Source organism: Mycobacterium sp. NGS16 (assembly GCF_059813225.1).
Map to the genome: position 1 here is coordinate 634432 of NZ_JCALEE010000002.1, position 19238 is coordinate 653669.

Annotated in this window: 22 protein-coding genes; 14 read left to right on the forward strand and 8 right to left on the reverse strand. The window is 69.9% G+C overall.

Annotated elements, in window-relative coordinates; translation table 11 throughout:
* Positions 1 to 89 precede the first annotated feature (89 nt).
* Both AC5Y4Q_RS08710 and AC5Y4Q_RS08715 read right to left on the reverse strand, forming a co-directional pair.
* Entirely contained in the window at positions 90 to 905 is an 816-nt protein-coding gene (locus AC5Y4Q_RS08710; RefSeq protein WP_064921100.1) for a tyrosine-protein phosphatase, read from the reverse strand.
* A 100-nt stretch (positions 906 to 1005) separates the two neighbouring features.
* On the reverse strand, positions 1006 to 1149 hold the full coding sequence (locus tag AC5Y4Q_RS08715) for a hypothetical protein (protein WP_109535621.1): 144 nt from the start codon (positions 1147 to 1149) through the stop codon (positions 1006 to 1008).
* Between the two features lie 130 nt (positions 1150 to 1279).
* On the opposite strand from AC5Y4Q_RS08715, the gene AC5Y4Q_RS08720 reads away from it, so the two are divergent.
* Complete coding sequence (locus AC5Y4Q_RS08720; RefSeq protein ID WP_064921116.1) at positions 1280 to 1960, forward strand: TetR/AcrR family transcriptional regulator; 681 nt, start codon at positions 1280 to 1282, stop codon at positions 1958 to 1960.
* Here AC5Y4Q_RS08720 and AC5Y4Q_RS08725 read toward each other — a convergent pair.
* Positions 1941 to 2849 carry an alpha/beta hydrolase gene (locus AC5Y4Q_RS08725; protein ID WP_064921099.1) on the reverse strand — a complete coding sequence of 303 codons (909 nt, stop codon included), beginning with the start codon at positions 2847 to 2849 and terminating at the stop codon, positions 1941 to 1943. The two genes, AC5Y4Q_RS08720 and AC5Y4Q_RS08725, sit on opposite strands and share 20 nt — an antisense overlap.
* Positions 2850 to 2899: 50 nt before the next feature.
* Here AC5Y4Q_RS08725 and AC5Y4Q_RS08730 point away from each other — a divergent pair, with 50 nt between their 5' ends.
* Complete coding sequence (locus tag AC5Y4Q_RS08730; protein ID WP_125225032.1) at positions 2900 to 4240, forward strand: FAD-binding oxidoreductase; 1341 nt, start codon at positions 2900 to 2902, stop codon at positions 4238 to 4240.
* A gap of 9 nt (positions 4241 to 4249) precedes the next feature.
* On the opposite strand, the gene AC5Y4Q_RS08735 is transcribed toward AC5Y4Q_RS08730, so the two are convergent.
* The gene (locus tag AC5Y4Q_RS08735; protein WP_125225015.1) at positions 4250 to 4786 is read right to left on the reverse strand and encodes a TetR/AcrR family transcriptional regulator; all 537 of its coding nucleotides are present in this window, start codon (positions 4784 to 4786) and stop codon (positions 4250 to 4252) included.
* Between the two features lie 164 nt (positions 4787 to 4950).
* Here AC5Y4Q_RS08735 and AC5Y4Q_RS08740 point away from each other — a divergent pair, with 164 nt between their 5' ends.
* Entirely contained in the window at positions 4951 to 5541 is a 591-nt protein-coding gene (locus tag AC5Y4Q_RS08740; protein WP_125225014.1) for an SDR family NAD(P)-dependent oxidoreductase, read from the forward strand.
* Here AC5Y4Q_RS08740 and AC5Y4Q_RS08745 read toward each other — a convergent pair.
* A complete protein-coding gene (locus AC5Y4Q_RS08745) occupies positions 5538 to 6344 on the reverse strand; it encodes a thioesterase family protein (RefSeq protein WP_064921096.1) in 807 nt (268 codons plus the stop codon). The genes AC5Y4Q_RS08740 and AC5Y4Q_RS08745 overlap by 4 nt on opposite strands.
* 11 nt (positions 6345 to 6355) lie before the next feature.
* Positions 6356 to 7174: an SMP-30/gluconolactonase/LRE family protein gene (locus AC5Y4Q_RS08750; protein ID WP_125225031.1), complete on the reverse strand. Its 819-nt coding sequence runs from the start codon at positions 7172 to 7174 to the stop codon at positions 6356 to 6358.
* Positions 7175 to 7303: 129 nt separating this feature from the next.
* On the opposite strand from AC5Y4Q_RS08750, the gene AC5Y4Q_RS08755 reads away from it, so the two are divergent.
* A complete protein-coding gene (locus AC5Y4Q_RS08755; RefSeq protein ID WP_125225013.1) occupies positions 7304 to 8197 on the forward strand; it encodes an acyl-CoA thioesterase in 894 nt (297 codons plus the stop codon).
* On the opposite strand, the gene AC5Y4Q_RS08760 is transcribed toward AC5Y4Q_RS08755, so the two are convergent.
* A complete protein-coding gene (locus AC5Y4Q_RS08760; protein WP_125225012.1) occupies positions 8192 to 8872 on the reverse strand; it encodes a DUF427 domain-containing protein in 681 nt (226 codons plus the stop codon). The genes AC5Y4Q_RS08755 and AC5Y4Q_RS08760 overlap by 6 nt on opposite strands.
* A 146-nt stretch (positions 8873 to 9018) precedes the next feature.
* Here AC5Y4Q_RS08760 and AC5Y4Q_RS08765 point away from each other — a divergent pair, with 146 nt between their 5' ends.
* Genes AC5Y4Q_RS08765 through AC5Y4Q_RS08795 form a run of 7 tightly spaced genes read left to right on the forward strand, consistent with a single transcriptional unit; the run spans position 9019 to position 15439 of the window.
* A complete protein-coding gene (locus AC5Y4Q_RS08765; RefSeq protein ID WP_125225011.1) occupies positions 9019 to 9576 on the forward strand; it encodes a hypothetical protein in 558 nt (185 codons plus the stop codon).
* On the forward strand, positions 9576 to 10292 hold the full coding sequence (locus AC5Y4Q_RS08770; protein WP_125225010.1) for an NIPSNAP family protein: 717 nt from the start codon (positions 9576 to 9578) through the stop codon (positions 10290 to 10292). Before AC5Y4Q_RS08765 ends, AC5Y4Q_RS08770 begins: the two co-directional genes overlap by 1 nt.
* Positions 10289 to 11515, forward strand: coding sequence for a cytochrome P450 (locus AC5Y4Q_RS08775; RefSeq protein ID WP_125225009.1), 1227 nt, complete (start codon positions 10289 to 10291; stop codon positions 11513 to 11515). Before AC5Y4Q_RS08770 ends, AC5Y4Q_RS08775 begins: the two co-directional genes overlap by 4 nt.
* A gap of 3 nt (positions 11516 to 11518) precedes the next feature.
* Complete coding sequence (locus tag AC5Y4Q_RS08780; RefSeq protein ID WP_125225008.1) at positions 11519 to 12487, forward strand: zinc-binding dehydrogenase; 969 nt, start codon at positions 11519 to 11521, stop codon at positions 12485 to 12487.
* On the forward strand, positions 12484 to 13239 hold the full coding sequence (locus tag AC5Y4Q_RS08785; RefSeq protein ID WP_109535620.1) for an HpcH/HpaI aldolase family protein: 756 nt from the start codon (positions 12484 to 12486) through the stop codon (positions 13237 to 13239). The genes AC5Y4Q_RS08780 and AC5Y4Q_RS08785 overlap by 4 nt, the downstream gene beginning before the upstream one ends.
* On the forward strand, positions 13236 to 13976 hold the full coding sequence (locus AC5Y4Q_RS08790; protein WP_064921090.1) for an SDR family NAD(P)-dependent oxidoreductase: 741 nt from the start codon (positions 13236 to 13238) through the stop codon (positions 13974 to 13976). Before AC5Y4Q_RS08785 ends, AC5Y4Q_RS08790 begins: the two co-directional genes overlap by 4 nt.
* Positions 13958 to 15439 carry a flavin-containing monooxygenase gene (locus AC5Y4Q_RS08795; RefSeq protein WP_125225007.1) on the forward strand — a complete coding sequence of 494 codons (1482 nt, stop codon included), beginning with the start codon at positions 13958 to 13960 and terminating at the stop codon, positions 15437 to 15439. Before AC5Y4Q_RS08790 ends, AC5Y4Q_RS08795 begins: the two co-directional genes overlap by 19 nt.
* Here AC5Y4Q_RS08795 and AC5Y4Q_RS08800 read toward each other — a convergent pair.
* Positions 15420 to 16532, reverse strand: coding sequence for an alcohol dehydrogenase catalytic domain-containing protein (locus AC5Y4Q_RS08800; protein WP_125225006.1), 1113 nt, complete (start codon positions 16530 to 16532; stop codon positions 15420 to 15422). The genes AC5Y4Q_RS08795 and AC5Y4Q_RS08800 overlap by 20 nt on opposite strands.
* A 14-nt stretch (positions 16533 to 16546) precedes the next feature.
* Between AC5Y4Q_RS08800 and AC5Y4Q_RS08805 the strand changes: the two genes are divergently transcribed.
* From AC5Y4Q_RS08805 to fadD5, 3 genes are all read left to right on the forward strand, one after another.
* Positions 16547 to 17008, forward strand: a complete 462-nt coding sequence (locus AC5Y4Q_RS08805; RefSeq protein WP_064921088.1) for an acyl-CoA thioesterase — start codon at positions 16547 to 16549, stop codon at positions 17006 to 17008.
* A gap of 79 nt (positions 17009 to 17087) precedes the next feature.
* On the forward strand, positions 17088 to 17528 hold the full coding sequence (locus AC5Y4Q_RS08810) for an SRPBCC family protein (protein WP_064921087.1): 441 nt from the start codon (positions 17088 to 17090) through the stop codon (positions 17526 to 17528).
* Positions 17529 to 17615: 87 nt separating this feature from the next.
* Complete coding sequence (gene fadD5, locus AC5Y4Q_RS08815) at positions 17616 to 19235, forward strand: fatty-acid--CoA ligase FadD5 (RefSeq protein WP_064921086.1); 1620 nt, start codon at positions 17616 to 17618, stop codon at positions 19233 to 19235.
* The last annotated feature ends 3 nt before the right edge of the window (positions 19236 to 19238 follow it).

A 19238-nucleotide genomic window follows, 5' to 3' on the forward strand; every position in this document is an offset into this window, starting at 1 on the left:
CCCCCTAGGCGAACCTCAAATATCGACGCTAACTTTCCGGTTCGGTGGAGGCAAGGGGGAATTTCAGGCGGGAGGGATTCCCAAGCCGATCAGGCCACCAGCGCGGCGCGCAGCCCCTCCCGGTCGGCGTCGGTGACCCCCGAGGCGCCCAGGAAGCCGTCCAACGAACCGAAGTTCTGCTCGATCGAGCGTTGCGCGGCTTCCAGGTAGTCGGCGCGTACGCCGAGCACCTCGTCGGAGAGCCGGGCCTCGGTGAAGGTCAGCACCTCGGGGGTGATCTCGTCCTCCGGGCGCTGCCGGATCATGTCCATGATCCGCTCCCGCAAGATCGGTACCGCGGTGTTGCTGCGGAGGTAGTCGGCCACCACCGCGTCCCAGTCGACCCCGGCCGCCTGCAGCACCACCGCGATGACGAACCCGGTGCGGTCCTTGCCGGCGAAGCAGTGTGCCAGCACCGGCCGGCCCGCAGCCAGCAACGACACCACCCGCTGCACCGCCCGGCGGGAGCCGCCCAGCGTCGGGAAGCGCTGGTACTCCTCGAGCATGTAGCGGGCGGCGACGTCAGCGGCCGAGTCGGCGTCGGGCTTCTCGGCCATCATCTTGCGGAAGGCGTCCTCGTGCGGCGAGGAACTGTCGGGCGACTGGTCGCCGGCCAGGTCGGGGAAGGGCAGCAGGTGGATATCGACCCCCTCGGGTACCAGGCCGGGCCCGCGACGTGTCACCTCCCGCGGGGATCGCAGGTCTGCGACATCGGAGACGCCGATCCGCAGCAGCTGTTCGCGGCCGCGATCGTCGAGGCGGCTCAACTCGCTAGAACGAAACAGGCGGCCCGGGCGCAGCGCGCCGGTGGCCTGGGAAACGTCGCGGAAATTCCACGCTCCGGGCAGTTCCGGCTGGGAGGTCACCTGGCCACGATAAGACACGGCCCAGCCGGCCCCGCCGGCCAGACGTAATCGGCCCCCGATCCGCTGGGTGGATCGGGGGCCGTGACGTGTGCTCGTGGAACTAGATCGGCGGGTAGTTCTGCGGGGGGTAACCGCCACCCCCGTCGACACCGCGCAAACCCCAGGTGAGGTACTTGAAGAAGAACTCGGCTTCGTCGGTTATCTCATAATCCGGATTCGGATCGTAACCGTAACCAGGACCCATGTCATCAACCCCTCAGCTCGGATGGCACCAGTTTAGTCGGCTCGTCAACGGTCCAACACCGGACTGCATAGAATCCTTCCAACCAGTTGATTGAGTCCGGGTAGCTCCGGCGGCCGAATAGCGAGTGCACATGTCAAACGACAAGGGCGGGTCGGGGAACTCCGCCCAGGGACCCTCCCGCCGCGAGGAGCTGCTCGCGGTCGCCACCAAGCTATTCGCCGCCCGCGGTTACCACGGCACCCGGATGGACGACGTCGCCGATGTGGTTGGCCTGAACAAGGCGACCGTCTACCACTACTACGCGAGCAAGTCGCTGATCCTCTACGACATTTACCAGCAGGCCGCCGAACGCACGCTGGCCGCCGTGCACGATGACCCGTCCTGGACCGCGCGGGAGGCGCTCTACCAGTACACGGTGCGGTTGCTCGACCAGATCGCCGTCAACCCGGAGGGCGCGGCGGTCTACTTCCAGGAACAGCCCTACATCACCGAATGGTTCACCGAGGAACAGGTCGCCGAGGTCCGCGAGAAGGAGGCCCAGGTCTACGAGCACGTGCACGGGCTGATCGACCGGGGCATCGCCAGCGGGGAGTTCTACCAATGCGATTCGCATGTGCTGGCGCTCGGCTACATCGGGATGACGCTGGGGGCCTATCGCTGGTTGCGGCCCAGCGGCCGGCGCAGCGCCAAGGAGATCGCCGCGGAGTTCTCTACGGCGCTGCTGCGCGGGCTGATCCGCGACGAGGCGATCCGGGTCGAGTCACCGCTGGGTAATGGCGACTCGGGGGCGGCTAAGGCGCCGGTGCTTTGAGGTTGCGGTCCAGGAACTCGATCTGGTCGGCGACCACCCGCTCGAAGGCCTCGCCGACGTAGATGTCGAAATGCCCCTCGGCGTAGCGCTTCACCGTGGCGCGGGGCGCCTGCGCGGCGTAGCGCAACGTCGGGCCCGCCGGGGCGACGGAGTCGGTGTCGCAGACGCAGAACAGAATCGGGCAGCTGACCTTGGCCGCCTCACGGCCCGGCCGGTAGGTCAGGACCTTCATGCCGATCCGCGCGGCGACCTCGTTGCGCACAGGCTGTCCTTCCGGCATCAGCTTCAGGTAGCCCGGGTAGGCGTCGGGTGTGCTCATCAGCGCGACCTCCCCGGGCCGGCCGGCGGTGGCCACCATCACCGGCGGGTTGCCCAGCCGGGCCGCGGCCAGATCACGCAGGGCCAGCAGGGTGATCCGCGCGGTGGTCAACGGCGGAATGGTGCGCGCCGAGGCGATCCCGTCGGTGAACGGGCACTGCGCCACCACCGCCGCCACCGGTAGTCGGGCCGCGGTGGCGATGACGTGCCCGCCGGCAAACGAGGTGCCCCACAAGCCGATTCGGGCCGGGTCGACGCCGGCCAGGGTGTGTGCGAAGTCGACGGCGGCGGCCCAGTCCGCCAACTGCATGCCCACATCGAGCAGCTGGCGCGGGGCGCCGCCGCTGGCCCCGAAGTTGCGGTAGTCGAAGACCAGGCAGGCGTAGCCGGCTGCGGCGAACCGCTCGGCGTAGGCGTCCAGGCGCATGGTGCGGACCGCACCCAGTCCGTGCGCCATGACCAGCAGCGGCGCCCCGTTCGGGCCGCCTGCGCCGGCCGGGTCGGGCCGGTACAGCCAGGCGCTGATGGAGGCATTGCCGGATCGGAAGGAGACGTCGTCGCGGGTAGCCATAGGGAAAAAGGTAGCGCGGCATGTGGTAGACCGGGGCGGTGACAGCGAGCCTGCTGCAGCGCCTGGCCGATGTGGTGGGTTCCGCCTATGTCACCGACGATCCCGACGTGCTGGCCGGACGCAGCGTCGACTACACCGGCCGCTACCGGGGCCGGGCCAGTGCGCTGGTGCGGCCGGGGTCGCCCGACCAGGTCGCCGCGGTGCTGCGGATCTGCCGGGACGGCGGCGCGCACGTCACCGTGCAGGGCGGCCGCACCTCGCTGGTGGCCGGCACCGTCCCCGAACACGACGACGTGCTGCTGTCCACCGAGCGGCTCAACGCACTCGGCGACGTCGACGCGACCGAGCGCCGGGTCGCGGTGGGCTCCGGCGTCACGCTCGCCGCGGTGCAGCATGCCGCCGCGGCAGCCGGCCTGCTGTTCGGGGTCGACCTGACCGCCCGCGACACCGCCACCGTCGGCGGGATGGCCTCGACCAACGCCGGGGGGCTGTGCACCGTGCACTACGGCAACATGGCCGAGCAGGTGCTCGGCGTCGAGGTGGCGCTGCCCGACGGCTCGCTGCTGTCTCGGCACAGCGCGGTGCGCGCGGACAACACCGGCTACAACCTGCCGGCGCTGTTCGTCGGCGCCGAGGGCACCCTGGGCGTGATCACCGGCCTGGATCTGCGGCTGCGCCCAGCCCCGGCGCACCGGGTCACCGCGGTCTGCGGCTTCACCGAGCTCGACGCCCTGGTCGATGCCGCGCGGGTCTTCCGCGACCTGGCGGGCATCGCAACGCTGGAATTGGTCGACGCCCGCGTCGCCGCGCTCACCGCCGAGCGGCTCGGTGTCGCCGCGCCGGTGGACGGCGCGTGGCTGCTGCTGGTCGAGCTGGCCGGCGACACCGACCAGACCGAGCGCCTCTTCGGGCTGCTGCAGCGGGTGTCCTGCACCGGTGAGCCGGCGGTCGGCGTGGACACCGCCACGCAGCAGCGGCTGTGGCGGGTGCGTGAGGCGGTGGCCGACGTACTGGGGGCGTTCGGCCCGCCGCTGAAGTTCGACGTCTCACTGCCGTTGGCCGCCGTCGCCGGATTCGCCGCCGCGGCGGCCACCGTGGTGGGCAGGCACGCACCCGAGGCGCTGCCGGTGTTGTTCGGCCATATCGGCGAGGGCAACCTGCATCTCAACGTGCTGCGCTGCGCGGCAGCGGCCGAACCCGCGCTGTATGCGGCGATGATGGAGCTCATCGCCGAGTGCGGCGGCAACGTCAGTTCCGAACACGGGGTGGGCAGCCGCAAGCGGGCCTACCTGTCGATGTCGCGCGGGCCGGCCGATATCGCCGCGATGCGGACGGTCAAAGCCGCGTTCGATCCGACCGGCTACCTCAACGCCGCGGTGCTCTTCGACTGACCCGTGTCCTCAGTCGCGGTGTTTGATCCCGACGGCCTGGCGCAGCTGGGCGAGGAACTGGTCGGAGTCGTCACTGCGGATGATGTAGTGCGAGATGGCAATCCGGATCGCTGCCGCCGCCTTCACCGCGGCATCCGGACCGGACAGCATCCGCTGCAGCCCCTCGCGCATCGGGACGATGATCCGGGAGAAGTCGCTGAGCACATGCTTGGGTTCGATGTCGATCATCCGCACCCCGGTGGAGGAATGCTGATAGTCGACAATGAAACGCAGTGCGGCATCAAGCTTTTCGGCTCCCTTGAGACCCTGGGTGGCCTTGCTGAGGCCGCTGTCGAAGATGTGCCGCTCATAGCGGGAGAACGCCGAGATCAGCTCCTCTTTCGACGGGAACCACCGGTACAGGGTGGGGCGTGACACCCCGGCCTGGGCGGCCACCTCCGACAGGCTGAGCTTGGTCATCCCGTTGCGGCCGAGCACTTCGGCGGTGGCCGCGAGGATCCGCTGCCGGGTTGAACTGTCGGGGCCGTCCACCGTGCTGCGGGTCATGGGAGAGACTTTACAAAAAATAGCGAGAGTGTCACGCTGGTTCGGTGTCTGACCATCGTTCCTCACCGTCGCGGGACCACCCTGGCTAGTCCGGTAGGGCAATTATCGTGATCGAAGCGCCACAAGTCACGTGCGAGGAACGCAGCCACCCACCGCGTGTCGTCATGATCATCGCTGACGCGTCCGGGATCGGGCGGGCGGCCGCGGCCCGCCTGGCCGGCCACGGCCACCTGGTGCTGATCGGGAGCCGCGAGCTGGAGAGCACCGAACGCTTGGCGGCGCAGCTTCGCGCGCGCGGGGGCAGTGCGTTCGCCGCCCGCCTGGATCTGACCGACCCGCACTCGATCAACGGGTTCCTGGCCGCCGCGGAGTATCTCATCGGCACCCCCGACGTGCTCATCACCGATCTCGGCCTCGCGGCCCCGGGCTCTCGCGCGCACGGGGTCCGGGTGGGAGCGCAAATCCTTGCCGCCCGGGTGATTCCGGCGATGATCGCGCGGGGGCGTGGTGATGTGGTGTTGGTCGGCCCGGAATTGGCCGGGGCGCGCGGCGCCGCGGCCCGCCGCGAGTTCGACGCCTGGTCCGCGGCCTTGGACGCCGAGTTCGTCGGAACCCAGATGCGGGCGTCGACCGTTCGGTCGGCACAGCCCGGCGCCGCATCGAGCGCCGACGCCGGGCATCTGCTCGCCGCGATGATCACCGGCGCGCGGCTGTGTCTGATCGAGCTGCTCCCGCCGGCGGTACCGGCCCGCTAGCGCCGCCGCACCAGCACCGATTGCTGGATGCCCGCCACCGCGCCCTGCTCGTCGAACAAGGTGCCGATGGTCGTGCCGATGCCGTCCGGCCCGTAGTTGGTCTCGGCGCGGATCCCGATCCACTCGCCGTCGGGGATCCGGTGCACGTGCACCACCAGGTCGGTGTTGAGGAACGTCCACGTTCTGATGTCGAGTTTGGCTCCGACACCGTTGGCGTCGTCGGCGACCGCGAACAGCCGCTGCAGCGGGGTCATCGCCTCGCCGGCCACCAGGTCCACGGTCGGGGAGATCCAGGACTCCCCGGCGCCGGGGGCGAGCGGCTGGGTCAGCCACCGCCAGTCCAGGCTGTGCACGTAATTGCGGTCCCAGTTCGCCGCCATGTTGTTGCTGCGTGCCTCGCTGAGCGGCCGCAGCGGCGGAGCCGAGGCGTGCATGAGCTCCTCGGTGTCCAGGGTCTGCAGCCGCCAACCGGTCGCCCGAGCAACCGGCCGCGGGTGTTGGTCGGGGCCCGGCGCCAGCATCTCGGCGCTGATGAGTTCGATCTGCTTCCCGGCCCGCTCGACCTGGGCGCGGACCCACAGCGCACCTTCGACCGGGACCGGCCCCAACAGATCGATGGCGACGCGGCTCAATCGGGTGTCGTCCCGCGTCTCCTGGCGCTCCAGCGCGCGCACCAGCAGCGCCGAAACCGGTGCGGCGTGCTGGATCTGAGCCGACCAGGTGCCGCGCACCAGGTCGGTGGCACCGAACTTCTCGCCCCGGGGATCGGCGGTGTCCAGCAGTTCGTAGTACGAGTCGGACATGCGTTCGCCTTTCAGGGCCGCCCGGCGCCGGGTATCTCCACGGTCACCGTGTCCAGCCGGGAGTCGCGGGTCCCGATCAGGCGCTGGGGGTAGGCGTCGGTGCTGGACAGCAGAAACAGTGTGCGGCGCGCCGGACCGCCCAGGGTGCAGGCGATCGCGGCCCGGTCGCCGATGTCGATGCGGTGGGTGACGGTGCCGCCCTGCGTGATGCGCTCGAACTGGTGGGCCAGCGTCATCGACGTCCAGACTCCGCCCGCCGCGTCGAGCGCGATGCCGTCGGGCGGCCCGTCGAGCCCGTCGGCGAAGATTCGGCGGTCACGCAGCTCGCCGGCGGCGCCGATGGTGAACGCGGTGAGCCGGCGGCCCATCGATTCGGCGACGATCAGCGTGTCACCGTCGCCGGTGATCACCATCCCGTTGGGAAAGTCGAGGTCCTCTGCGACGGTGTGCACGCCGGCATCCGGATCGATCCGCACGATCACCCCACCGGTGTAGGCCTGCGAACCGATGTAGCTGCGCCCGGCCGTATCGACCACCATGTCGCCGAGGGCCGCGGGCACCTCGGCGCGCAGGTCGGCCAGCGTGGTGACCGTGTCGCCGTTGTAGCAGAGCACCTGCCGGTCCTCGGCGGAGGCGATGAGCAGCGAGCCGTCCGGCCGGAACCCCAGCCCGGTGGGGCTGTGCCCGGGCAGCGGCACCGTGGTCATCGAGCCCTGCAGGTCAACGGTGTGGATCGCTTCGCCGAGCATGTCGGAGAACCACAGCAGGCCTTCGAACCAGCGCGGGCCCTCGCCGAAGCAGAAGCCGCCGGCCAGTGGTGACGCAGTCAGGCCGGTGGCCGGTGTGCCGGGCCCGGAGCCTGTTTCGGTGGTGCTCGACACGGGCGTCCTCCTGTCCGGCGGTCGCGGGTGCGACCTGGCCTACTTTACAAAACGTGGCTTAAATGTCACGCTCGCAAAATGTCGGAGCCGAGCATCGAGACGTCCCCATCCACCCACTGGTCAGTCACCGGCCTGCTCGACCTGTTCGACGTGACGCCGCAGGGCCCGGACCGGTTCACCGGTGCGACCGGCCTGGCCGCCGACGACGAACGGCAGGTGGTGGAAGGCACCCAGCTTCTGGCGCAGGCCATCGTCGGGACGGCGAAACGCTTCGGCGACAAGTCGATCCGTTCGGCGCACGCCGTATTCGCCCGCGCCGTGCTGGTGGGCGCGCCGGCGGAGTACACCATCGACGTGGTCAACGAGGGCCGCTCGACGGCCACCGCGGTCATTTCCGTGCTGCAGAACGGCAAGCGCTGCGCGACGATGACCGTACTCGCCGATGTCCCGTCGGCCGACGTCATCACCCACCACCTGCCGCGCCCGGACGTCGCCCCCCCGGCGCAGGCCCACCCCTGCCAGATGCCGATGGCGGGCCGCCAAGTGCGGCTGGTCGACGTCGTCGACGTCAACAGTCCCGACGAGGTGGGCCCGCCCGAGCTCTACGCCTGGCTGCACTACGACCCCATTCCCACCCGCGACGATCTCGCCAAGGCGCTGATCGCCTATTTCACCGGCCATTTGGGGATCTCGACCACGATGCGCGCACACGCCGGCATCGGCACCAGCCAGTCGCATCTGACGGTGTCCACCGCGCCGATGACCGTCACGGTCAGTTTCCACGAACCGGTGCGCTGGGACGGCTGGATTCTCTACGGGCACGAGAGCACCCAGGTGGGCGCGGGCATGTCCTACGTCCGCGGCACCGTGCACACCCAAGCGGGTGACCTCATCGCCTCGTTCGCCCAGGACGGTCTCATCCGCCCGCTGCGCACCAGCGACGGCAAGATCGCCGAACAGGCCCGGCTATAGGCCGGCGGGCAGTTCGGCGAAGCCGTCGACGCGGGTCATATCGAAGCTGAAAAACCCTGCGACAGGGAGGCTTTCGGGCGGCGGATCCGGGTAGCTCCAGGCCACGTCCTCGACGACGGTCTCGCCGACGACCGCCGACCAATACCTGGCGTAGCCCTTGTAGTTGCAGTAGGTCGAGGTCGTCGACGCCTGCAGCAGATCGGTGCGGACGTGGTCCGGGGCGACGTATAACCGCGGCGCAAGGGCCGTCTCGAACAGGATCACGGTGTCATCGGTGTCCACGAGGCCCACTCCGGCGACCTCGACCCGCAAGGCGCGACGGGTGCGCCGGCAGTCGACCCGGTGATAGGGGTTGGGCGGGTAGTGCACCAGCTCGCGACCCTCTTCGAACCAGGTGTCCACCGCATCCCACGGGATTTGGACGAACCCCGGCGCCTCCGGCACCGCCCGATGCGGCAGATCCCCGACCACGTCGGCCGGGAAGGCATAGCTCAGCGGCTGACCTCGGCGGTGCACCAGCAGGACACGTTCGGTGTCGAGCACGGTGCGGTCGCCGCGAAGCGCCTGCACCCGGCGCGGGTGCGGCTCGACGTAGACCAGGTCTGCGGTGATCGCGGGCGCGAACCAGCCGGCTCGCTCGGTGCTGAGCGGGCCGTGCCCGGCGACCAGACTCACAGCGGCTCCCCCCTTTGTTCAACAATTCGTGACTTTACAACTTCAGCGTCAACTGTAATATCTCCCAGAGTTGGGCTCCGCGGTCGAGCGGAGCGCATCCGGCCGGTGGTGCCGTCCGGATTCTCACGACGAGCTGGGATGATGCGATGACAAGCACCGCTGCGGCGCTGGACCCGCCGTCCGAGGAGCCGCATCTGCGCTATCACCTTGATGTCATGGCACTCGACGTCACCGCGCTGGTGCAGGCGGCCGGCGGGTGGCTGTATCACCGGGTGGCCACCGGGTGGGACGTCACCGTGATGGTGCCGGCGCACCAGAACCTCCGGGCGTTGCAGATCCTCGGCGTGCACACCGCCGACCTGGAGGCCGAGCTGTCCGCAGCGACCGGCGACGTGGCCGGACACGGCCTGGCTGTCGCCGCCGACGCGTCCGCCAGAGATCCCCGGATCCGCCAGCGGGTGCAGGCGGCGCTGCGGTGCCGTGTGACCGAGGTCGTCCTGTGGGGCGAAAGCGGGCCGGTGGCGGTGAATCACCGCCTCTGCGCCGTGCGGCACGTGCTCACCGTGGCGGGGCGCGCCTTCAAGCGGCAAGCCCTGCTGGCCGCCGGCGCCCCGGCCGACGGCCGAATCGACGCGCCGGAGATGTTCCGGAGCGACCAGAAGCGCTGCCTGCCGGTCCGTTCCGATCTGGTGCCGGTCGATTGATGCGCAAACACTACGACCACACGCTGCTGTATCTGCACGAGACCATCGAGCTTGGCCGTGGCGGGAGCGCCGAATTCACCGGCGCGTTCACCGAGCTCTACCAGCCGATGATGAGCGAGCTGGGCGCGCGGCTGTTCGGGCTGTGGGAGACCACCCGCTACAACGGTCACTGGCCGCAGGTCACGATCCTCTGGGAGATCGACGCCTTCGCCGACTACGCCCGCATCGGGCGGGCGCAGGGCCGTGGTGGCAGCCATGAGCACACCGCCACCGAGTGGGCGAAGTACCTCACCGGCATCGGCGCATCCGGGGAGGGCCGCATCATGTATCCCGGCCCGCACAACAAGACCCTGGCACAGCTGCGCGACATCGACTTCGATGCCACCCTGGTGATCCAGGAGATCATGCAGACCAAGCCCGGCCGCCAGGACGACTACATCCGGGAACTGGAGCGCCTGTACGTGCCATGGTCAGAACGCACCGGCAAACGCTGGCTCGGTTCGTTCACCACCACGTTCCGTTTCAACGAGGTCATCCACTACTGGGCGCTCGACGGCGACTGGGATTGCTTCGCGCAGCACTACCCGTCCTGGAAGGATCAACCGCCGGCTGAGATCGTCACCTGGATGAGCATGGCGCCGGCACTGCGGGACGGCTGGGAGGACGCCATCCTGCAGGCGCTGCCGCCGTGTCCGCTCCAGGGTGGCGCCGAATGAAAACGGCTGCGCCTCCGGACTTCTCGTATGATCCGTTCGACCCGGCGGTGATGGCCGACCCGCTGCCGTACTATCGCGTGCTGCGCGATCACCACCCGGTGTACTACGTGCCCAAATGGGACCTGTACGCGCTTTCCCGATTCGACGACATCTGGGAGGTGCTCGCGGTCAGCGACGGCACGTTCGTCGCCTCCGAGGGAACGCTGCCCGCGGCCAACGTCCTGGCCCACCACAACAGCGGACCGGTGCCGGATCCCCCGCTGCACCCCCTGCCGTTCCACGCGGTGTTCGACAAACCGATCTACGACGACATCCGCCGGCTGCAGTCACCGGCATTTCGGCCCCGGTCGGTGAACGACTGGGCGGACCGGATCCGCACGCTGGCCAATCAACGGCTCGATGAGCTGCTGCCACAGGGCAGCTTCGACCTGACCGGTGACTACGGCGGAATCGTGGTGGCCCAAGTGGTCTGCGAGTTACTCGGCATCCCCCTCGAGCTCGCCGCCGACGTGCTGGCGGCGGTGAACGCCGGCAGCCTCGCGCAGGCCGGCAGCGGGGTCGACACCGCCGCCGCGCGGCCCAACTACCTGGAATACCTCATCCCGGCCGTGCAAGCCCGGCGCGCCGAGCATCGGCAGGACGACCTGCCGATCGTCGACGGGATGCTGCACTACCGGTTACCGGACGGCCGTGCGCTCGATGACGTCGAAGCGGCAACACAACTGCTGTGCATCTTCATCGGCGGTACCGAGACGGTGCCCAAGATCGTCGCGCACGGGCTGTGGGAGCTGGCGCGGCGACCCGAGCAGCTCGCCGCGGTGCGCGCCGACCTGAACAGAGTGGAACAAGCCCGCGAGGAGATGATCCGCTACTGCGCTCCGGCGCAATGGTTTGCGCGCACCGCCCGCAAACCGTTCACGGTGCACGACACCACGATCGCACCGGGGCAGCGCATCATCACCTTGCTGGCCTCGGCCAGCCGCGACGAACGCCAGTACCCCGACCCCGACGAATTCCACTGGGATCGCCCGATTACCCGATCGCTGGCGTTCGGCCGTGGACAGCACTTCTGCATCGGCTACCACCTGGCCCGCCTCGAAGTCACTGTGCTGGTGGCCGAATGGCTGCGCCGCGTCGGCGACTACCGCATCGTCGAAGACGGGGCGACCAGGCTGCCGTCGAGCTTCCAGTGGGGCTGGAACACCATCCCGGTGGAGGTCTGAGCCATGTGGGCCCACCGGCTGATCGCCCCTTACCAATTCGAGCGGATCGAGGTCCCCGACCTCACCGAGCACCAGGTCGGCGACGGGCAGGTGCTGCTGGCGTTCGTCGCCGCCGGGGTGTGCGGCAGCGACTTGCCCGCGTTCCGTGGGGCGCAGGGCCGGCTGCCGGGGGACAGTGGTGTCAGCGCAGCGGAGAAGAACGGCTTCCCGATCCACGAGATCGTCGGGGATGTGCTCGCCAGCCGGCATCCGCGGCACCGCCCCGGCGACCGGGTCGTCGGGTGGGCATCCGGTTTCGACGGCCTGATGCAGCGGGTCATCGCCGACGGTGACGGACTCGCCCGCTACGACCCGGCGCTGGCGCCCGCGCAGGCGGTGGGACTGCAACCGCTGGCCTGTGTGCTCTACGCCGTCGAACAGCTTCCCGACCTGGCCGGCCGCCACGTGGCGGTGCTCGGCCAGGGCTCGATCGGCCTGCTGTTCAGTGCGGTCGCCAACGCCGCGGGCGCCCGGCGGGTCACCGGCGTCGACCCCGTCGACCGGCGCGCCGTCGCGGCCGCCTTCGGCGTCGACACCGCGGTGCGGTCCACCAGCGATCGCTGGGTACAGCGCCTCGATGCCGACGACCGCCCCGAGATCGTGATCGAGGCGGTCGGCCACCAGGTCGCCACCTTGAGCCACGCCATCGAAGCCGTCGCGCCCGGCGGCACCGTCTTGTACTTCGGAGTTCCCGACGACGACAGCTACCCGATCAGCATGCGCACGATGCTGCGCAACAACCTGACGTTGATATCGGGGGTGACCCGCGACCGCGCGCGGATGCTGGATGCCGCCGGTAGGTTCGCCGCCGAGCAGCCCGCACTACTGGGCGACTACGTCACCCACATCTTCGGTTGCAACGACGTGCAGGCCGCGTTCGAACTGGCGACCCGTCCGGTACCGGATCGGGTCAAGATCGCGATCGTCGCATGATGCCCGCGTTGCGGGCCGCCCTCGGCGACCGGACACCGCTGTGGGGCGGCTGGATCACCGGGCCCACGGTGCTGGGGCCGGAGGAATTCGCCCGGGCGGGCTACGACTACGTGGGTTTCGACGCCCAGCACAGCTACCTCGACGACGCCGCGATCGCCGGCATGCTGCGCCAGATCGAACACCTGCCGATCGCCACCGCGGTGCGGTTGCCGAATGCGGATGCCGCGCCGATCGGCCGGGTGCTCGACGCCGGGGCCGACGCGGTCATCATCGCGCTGATCGAGACCGCCGAGCAGGCGGCGGCCGCGGTGTCCGCCACGCGCTACCCGCCGGACGGGGTCCGCAGCTTCGGTCCGTTGCGGCCCGCGCTGGGCCGCGACCTGTCCGCTCTCGAATCACGCGCGGAGGTGTTCGCGATGATCGAGACCGCCGCCGCCCTGGCCGATGTGGACCGGATCTGTGCGGTGCCCGGGCTGGCCGGGGTCTACGTCGGGCCCGCCGATCTGGCGATCTCGATGGGAGTGCCGGTAGCGCAGGCCACCACCCACCCCGGCCTGCGGGAGGCGATGACCCGGATCCAGCGCGCGGCGTCGGCGGCGGGGGTCATCGCCGCGATCCACGGCGGATCCGGTGCGGCCGGACGCATGCTGGCCGGGCTGGGTTATCAGATGATCACGCTGGCCGCCGAAGCCCAGGCGCTGCGGTGCGGGGCGCTCGAGCATCTCAACGAGGCTCGGGGCAGCCACGAATGACGCACGCACGGGTCGCCCTGGTCACCGGCGCCGCCCGCGGGCAGGGCTGGGCGATCGTGGAACGGCTGCGCGCCGACGGGTTCGCCGTCGCCGCCTGCGACATCGATGAAGCGGAATTGGCGGCCGCCCTGCAAAGCCGTGCCGGCCGGGTCGACGACGCGGTGATCGGGCTTCCGCTCGATGTGACCTCCCCGCCGCAGTGGCAGGCCGCGGTGGCCGCGACCGTGGCTCGCTTCGGGGCGCTGACCGCGCTGATCAACAACGCGGGCATCCTGCACCGGGCGGCGATCGCCGAGGAGACCCCGGGCGGCTTCGAAAGCGCCTGGCGGGTCAACTGTCTGGGCCCGTTCCTGGGGATCCAGGCGGCGCTGGCGCAACTTCGCGCCGCCGAGGGCGCCGCCATCGTGAACACCTGCAGCACCGGGGCGATCCGGCCCTTCCCGCAGCACGCCGCCTACGGGTCGTCGAAGTGGGCGTTGCGCGGGCTGACCCAGACGGTCGCCGCCGAGCTCGCCCCGACCGGGATACGGGTCAACGCGGTGTTTCCCGGGCCGATCGCCACGCCGATGCTCGATGACACCACCCAACAGCGGCTTGCCGCGGTGGCCGCGACCGGTCGGCTCGGCCGCCCGGGCGAGGTGGCCGACGCGGTGTCGTTCCTGGTCTCTGATGCGGCGTCGTTCATCACCGGCGCCGAACTCGTCGTGGACGGTGGCCAATGCCTGCAGATCCGGTGAACATCGGCATCATCGGCGCCGGGCCGGGCGGGCTCGCGCTGGGAATCCTGTTGCGGCGCGCCGGCTTTACCGACTTCACCATCTTCGACCGGGAGGACGGCGTCGGCGGCACCTGGCGGATCAACACCTATCCGGGGCTGGCGTGCGACGTCAAATCGCACCTGTACTCCTACTCGTTCGACCTCAACCCGCACTGGTCGCGGCAGTGGTCCAAGCAACCCGAGATCCTGGCCTACTTCGAACGCTGCGCCACCGAGCACGGTCTCGGGCCGCACCTGATGCTGCGCACCGAGATCCGCTCAGCCCGGTGGGAGCAAGACCGTCGTCAGTGGTGCCTGACCACCAGCGACGGCGCCGAGTACCGGTACCGCATCGTGGTCTCGGCGGTCGGCCTGTTCACCCAGCCAGTGCTGCCCGACCTTGCCGAGGAGCAGCCGTTCACCGGCACCGTAATGCACTCGGCGCGCTGGGACCATTCGGTGCGCCTCGACGGCGCCCGAATCGCGGTGCTGGGAACCGGTTCGACCGCGGCGCAGCTGGTGCCGGAGCTGGCCCGGGTCGCCGAGAAGGTCTATTCGGTGCAGCGGTCGCCGACCTGGATCCTGCCGAAACCGGATCGCCGCTACACCGCCCGCGAGCACTGGGTGTTCACCCGCATCCCACTGGCCAAGCGGCTGTATCGGATTCGGCTATGGCTGCGCAGCGAGGCCAACATCGCGGTGATCGAGAACGGCAGCGACAAGACGGCTGCGTTCACCGCCACCGCGCGCGCCCTGCTGGACACCAGCATCAGCGACTCGCGGCTCCGCGCCATGCTGACCCCCGACCACCCGCTGGGCTGCAAACGGCTGGTGTTCTCCTCGGACTACCTGCCCGCGCTGGGTCGGCCCAATGTCGAGGTGGTCACCAGCCCGGCCAAGGCGTTGCGGTCCCGGTCCCTGGTCACCGAGGACGGCACCGAGTGCGAGGTCGACGTGGTGGTCTGCGCCACCGGGTACGCCGCGGCGGACTACCTCGGCCAGATCGAGGTGGTGGGCGAGGGCGGCAGTCTGCGGCAGGCGTGGCGCGACGGGCCGCGCGCCTACCTGGGCATGGCGGTGCCCGGGTTCCCCAACTTCTTCATGCTGTATGGACCCAACACCAACGTCGGCTCCAACAGCGTCATCTTCGTGCTGGAAGCCCAGGCGCGCTACATCGTCCGGGTGCTGCGGTACCTGCGGCGCAGACGCCACACCTATGTCGCGGTGCGGCCCGCCGCGTTGGCCGACTTCATCGCCAAGATCGACCGCTGGATGCACGGCACGGTCTGGACCACCCGGTGCAGCAACTATTTCCGCGCGGCCAACGGCCGGGTGGTCACCCAGTGGCCGCGTAGCGCCGGTGCGTTCTGGGCGATGACCCGACGGTTCCGGGCCGGCGACTTCGTCTTCGAGCCCGACCCGGTCAGGCCTGGCCGAACGTGATGACCTGGCGCACCGCGGCGCCGTCAGCGAGCCGGTCCATCGCCTCGTTGATGTCGTCGAGGGTGATGGTCGCCGACACCAGCTGCTGCACCGGCAGCCGGCCGGCGCGCCACAGCGCGACGAATTTCGGGATGTCGCGCGCGGGCACCGCCGACCCGAGATAGCTGCCGATCAGCGAGCGACCCTCGGCGACGAAACCCAGCGGGGACAGGCTGATCCGGGCATCGGGTGCAGGCAGGCCCACCGTGATGGTGCGGCCCCCGGGGGCGGTCAGATCGATCGCGGTCTGCAGCGCCGCCGGATGACCGACCGCCTCGATCACCATCGGAGCGCGCACCCCGGCGTCAACGGCCTGCTGCGGGGTGTAAGTGCGTTGCACGCCCAGACCACTGGCCGCGGCGAGCTTCTCGGGGAGCTGATCGATCGCGATCACATCCACACCGTCGTGCGCCAGCACGGTCAGCACCGCCGCCATGCCGACCCCGCCGAGCCCCACCACGGCCACCGTCTGCCCGGCCACCGGGCGGGCCACGTTGAGCACCGCCCCGCCACCGGTCAGCACCGCGCATCCCAGCAGCGCCGCCACCGACGGGGGAACGTCGTGGGGCACCGGCACGGCGCTGGCCGCGCTGACCACCGCATGGGTGGCGAAACCGGAGACACCGAGGTGGTGGAAGACCGGCTGCCCGGCCCGGCGCAACCGGATCCCGCCGTCGAGCAGGGTGCCGGCGCCGTTGGCCGCGGTGCCCGGCCCGCACGGGGTCAGGCCCTCGGTGGCGCACGCCGGGCACTGCCCGCACCGCGGCAGAAACGTCAGCACCACCCGCTGCCCGGGCGCGATGGTGACGCCGGCGCCGATCGCCTCGACGATGCCGGCCGCTTCGTGGCCGAGCAGCATCGGCACCGGCCGCACCCGGTTGCCGTCGACCACCGACAGATCCGAGTGGCAGACCCCGGCGGCTTCCACCCGGACCAGCAGCTCCCCCGGGCCCGGCGGCGCCAGGTCCAGCTCTGTCACCGTGAGCGGCCGAGACCGGGCATACGGTCGTGGCGCCCCGATCCGCTCCAGCACCGCGCCGCGGATGGCAACCATGTTGGAATACAACCATGAGTTCGCCGCCAGCGCCGGAAGGGTTGACCAGCCAGGACTTTCCGGTGCACTGGCCGGTGTTGACCCGCTGGGCCGACAACGACATGTTCGGTCACCTCAACAACGCGGTCTACTACCAACTGTTCGACACCGCGATCAACGGCTGGATCGCCGCCAACGTGCCAGACCTGGACCCGGTCGCGATGCCGGAACTCGGGGTGGTGGCGGAGTCGGGCTGCCGCTTTCTGGGGGAACTCGGCTTCCCGGACCGGCTGGCGGTCGGCCTGGCGGTCACCCGGCTGGGGCGCAGCAGCGTCACCTATCGGCTCGCGGTGTTCCGGGCCCCCAGCGCCGGTGACACCGCCGCTCCGTTGGCCGCGCTCGGACATTGGGTGCACGTCTACGTCGACCGCAGCACCCGGCGGCCGGTGCCGATCCCCGAGGGCATCCGGGCCTTGCTGGCCACCGCGCAGGTGTAGCGCGAAACCGACGTTTGGCAGCCAAACTGCGAGTGGACGCCTGCAAAACGCCGGTCTCGGCGGTGGTTATGCTCGGCGGGTGCCGCTTGTGAGCAAGACCGTCGAAGTCGCCGCCGACGCCGCCACCATCATGGGGATCGTCGCGGACTTCGAGGCGTACCCGCAGTGGAACGACGAGGTCAAGGGCATCTGGGTGCTGGCCCGCTACGCCGACGGCCGGCCCAGCCAGCTGCGGCTGGACGCGTCGTACTCCGGCTTCGACGGCACCTTCATCCAGGCCGTCTACTACCCGAGCGGCACCCAGATCCAGACCGTGCTCCAGCAGGGCGACCTGTTCACCAAGCAGGAGCAGTTGTTCTCGGTGGTCGAAATGGGCGCCACCTCACTGCTCACCGTCGACATGGACATCGAGACCGAGATGGCGGTGCCCAAGCCGATGGTCAAGAAGGCCGTCAACAACGCCCTGGAGTATCTGGCCGACAATCTCAAACGGCGCGCCGAAGAGCTGGCGGCGGGTTAGCCTCAGCGTCGATCGCAAACGCGGCGGAGCCGGGTGCAGCGGGTCGGCGCCGTCCGCACAGTGTCGTCACGAAGCGGGAGATCCGAATTGACCCATCTGACAGTCGATCCCGCCGAGCAGCCCTACCGCGCGCGACGCCAGAACTGGGTCAACCAACTGGACCGGCACGCCCTGATGCAACCGGACGCCCCGGCGCTGCGGTTCCTCGGCCAGACCACCACCTGGGCGCAGCTGCGGGAAAGGGTCGGCGCGCTGGCCGATGCGCTCAGCCGCCGCGGAGTCGGCTTCGGCGACCGGGTGATGATCCTGATGCTCAACCGCACCGAGTTCGTCGAGGCGGTGCTGGCCGCGAACATGCTGGGCGCGATCGCCGTCCCGGTGAACTTCCGGCTCACCCCGCCGGAGCTGGCGTTCCTGGTCACCGACTGCGAGGCGCGGGTGCTGATCACCGAGACGGCGCTGGTGCCGGTGGCCGCCGGGGTGCGCGAGCTGACCGGCCTGCTGGAAACGGTAGTGGTGGCCGGTGATGCGGCCAGCGATGACACCGACGGTCTGATCGGCTACGAGGACCTGATCACCGAGACCGGTGAGCCGCACGCGCCGGTGGACATCCCCAATGACTCGCCCGCGCTGATCATGTACACCTCGGGAACCACCGGCCGGCCCAAGGGCGCGGTGCTCACCCACACCAACCTCACCGGCCAGGCCATGACCGCGCTCTACACCGCCGGCACCGGCCCCGGCGACGTCGCGTTCATCGGGGTGCCGTTCTTTCACATCGCCGGCGTCGGCAACCTGCTGCCGGGGATGTGGCTGGGCATCCCGACGGTGATCAACGCGCTCGGCGCGTTCGACGCCGGTCAACTGCTCGATGTGCTGGCCGCCGAGAAGGTCACCGGCATCTTCCTGGTGCCGGCGCAGTGGCAGGCGGTCTGCGCCCAACAACGGGCCAAGCCGCGCGACATCCGGTTACGGACCATGTCCTGGGGCGCGGCGCCGGCCTCCGATGCGCTGCTGCGGCAGATGGCGGAGACCTTTCCGGGCACCAAGATCCTGGCGGCTTTCGGGCAGACCGAGATGTCGCCGGTCACCTGCATGCTGCTCGGCGAGGACGCCATCCGCAAGCTCGGATCGGTCGGCACCGTCATTCCGACCGTCGCCGCGCGGGTGGTCGACGAGAACATGAACGATGTCGCCGTCGGTGAGGTCGGTGAGATCGTCTACCGGGCGCCCACCTTGATGAGCGGCTATTGGAACAACCCGGAGGCCACCGCCGAGGCCTTCGCCGGCGGCTGGTTCCACTCCGGGGACTTGGTCCGGATGGACGCCGAGGGCTACGTCTGGGTGGTCGACCGCAAGAAGGACATGATCATCTCCGGCGGGGAGAACGTGTACTGCGCCGAGGTGGAAAACGTCCTGGCCGGTCATCCCGACATCGCCGAGGTCGCCGTGATCGGCCGCCCGCACGAGCGGTGGGGCGAGGTCCCGATCGCCGTCGCCGCGGTCACCCGGCCGGATCTGGTCCTGGCCGATCTCGACGACTATCTGACCGAGCGACTGGCGCGTTATAAGCACCCGAAAGGGTTGGAGATCGTCGACGCTCTGCCGCGAAACCCGGCCGGCAAGGTGCTCAAGACCGAGCTGCGGAGCCGCTATGGCAGCGCCCCCGGATCGGAGTCGGTCACCGCCGCAAGCGATACCGCCTAGACC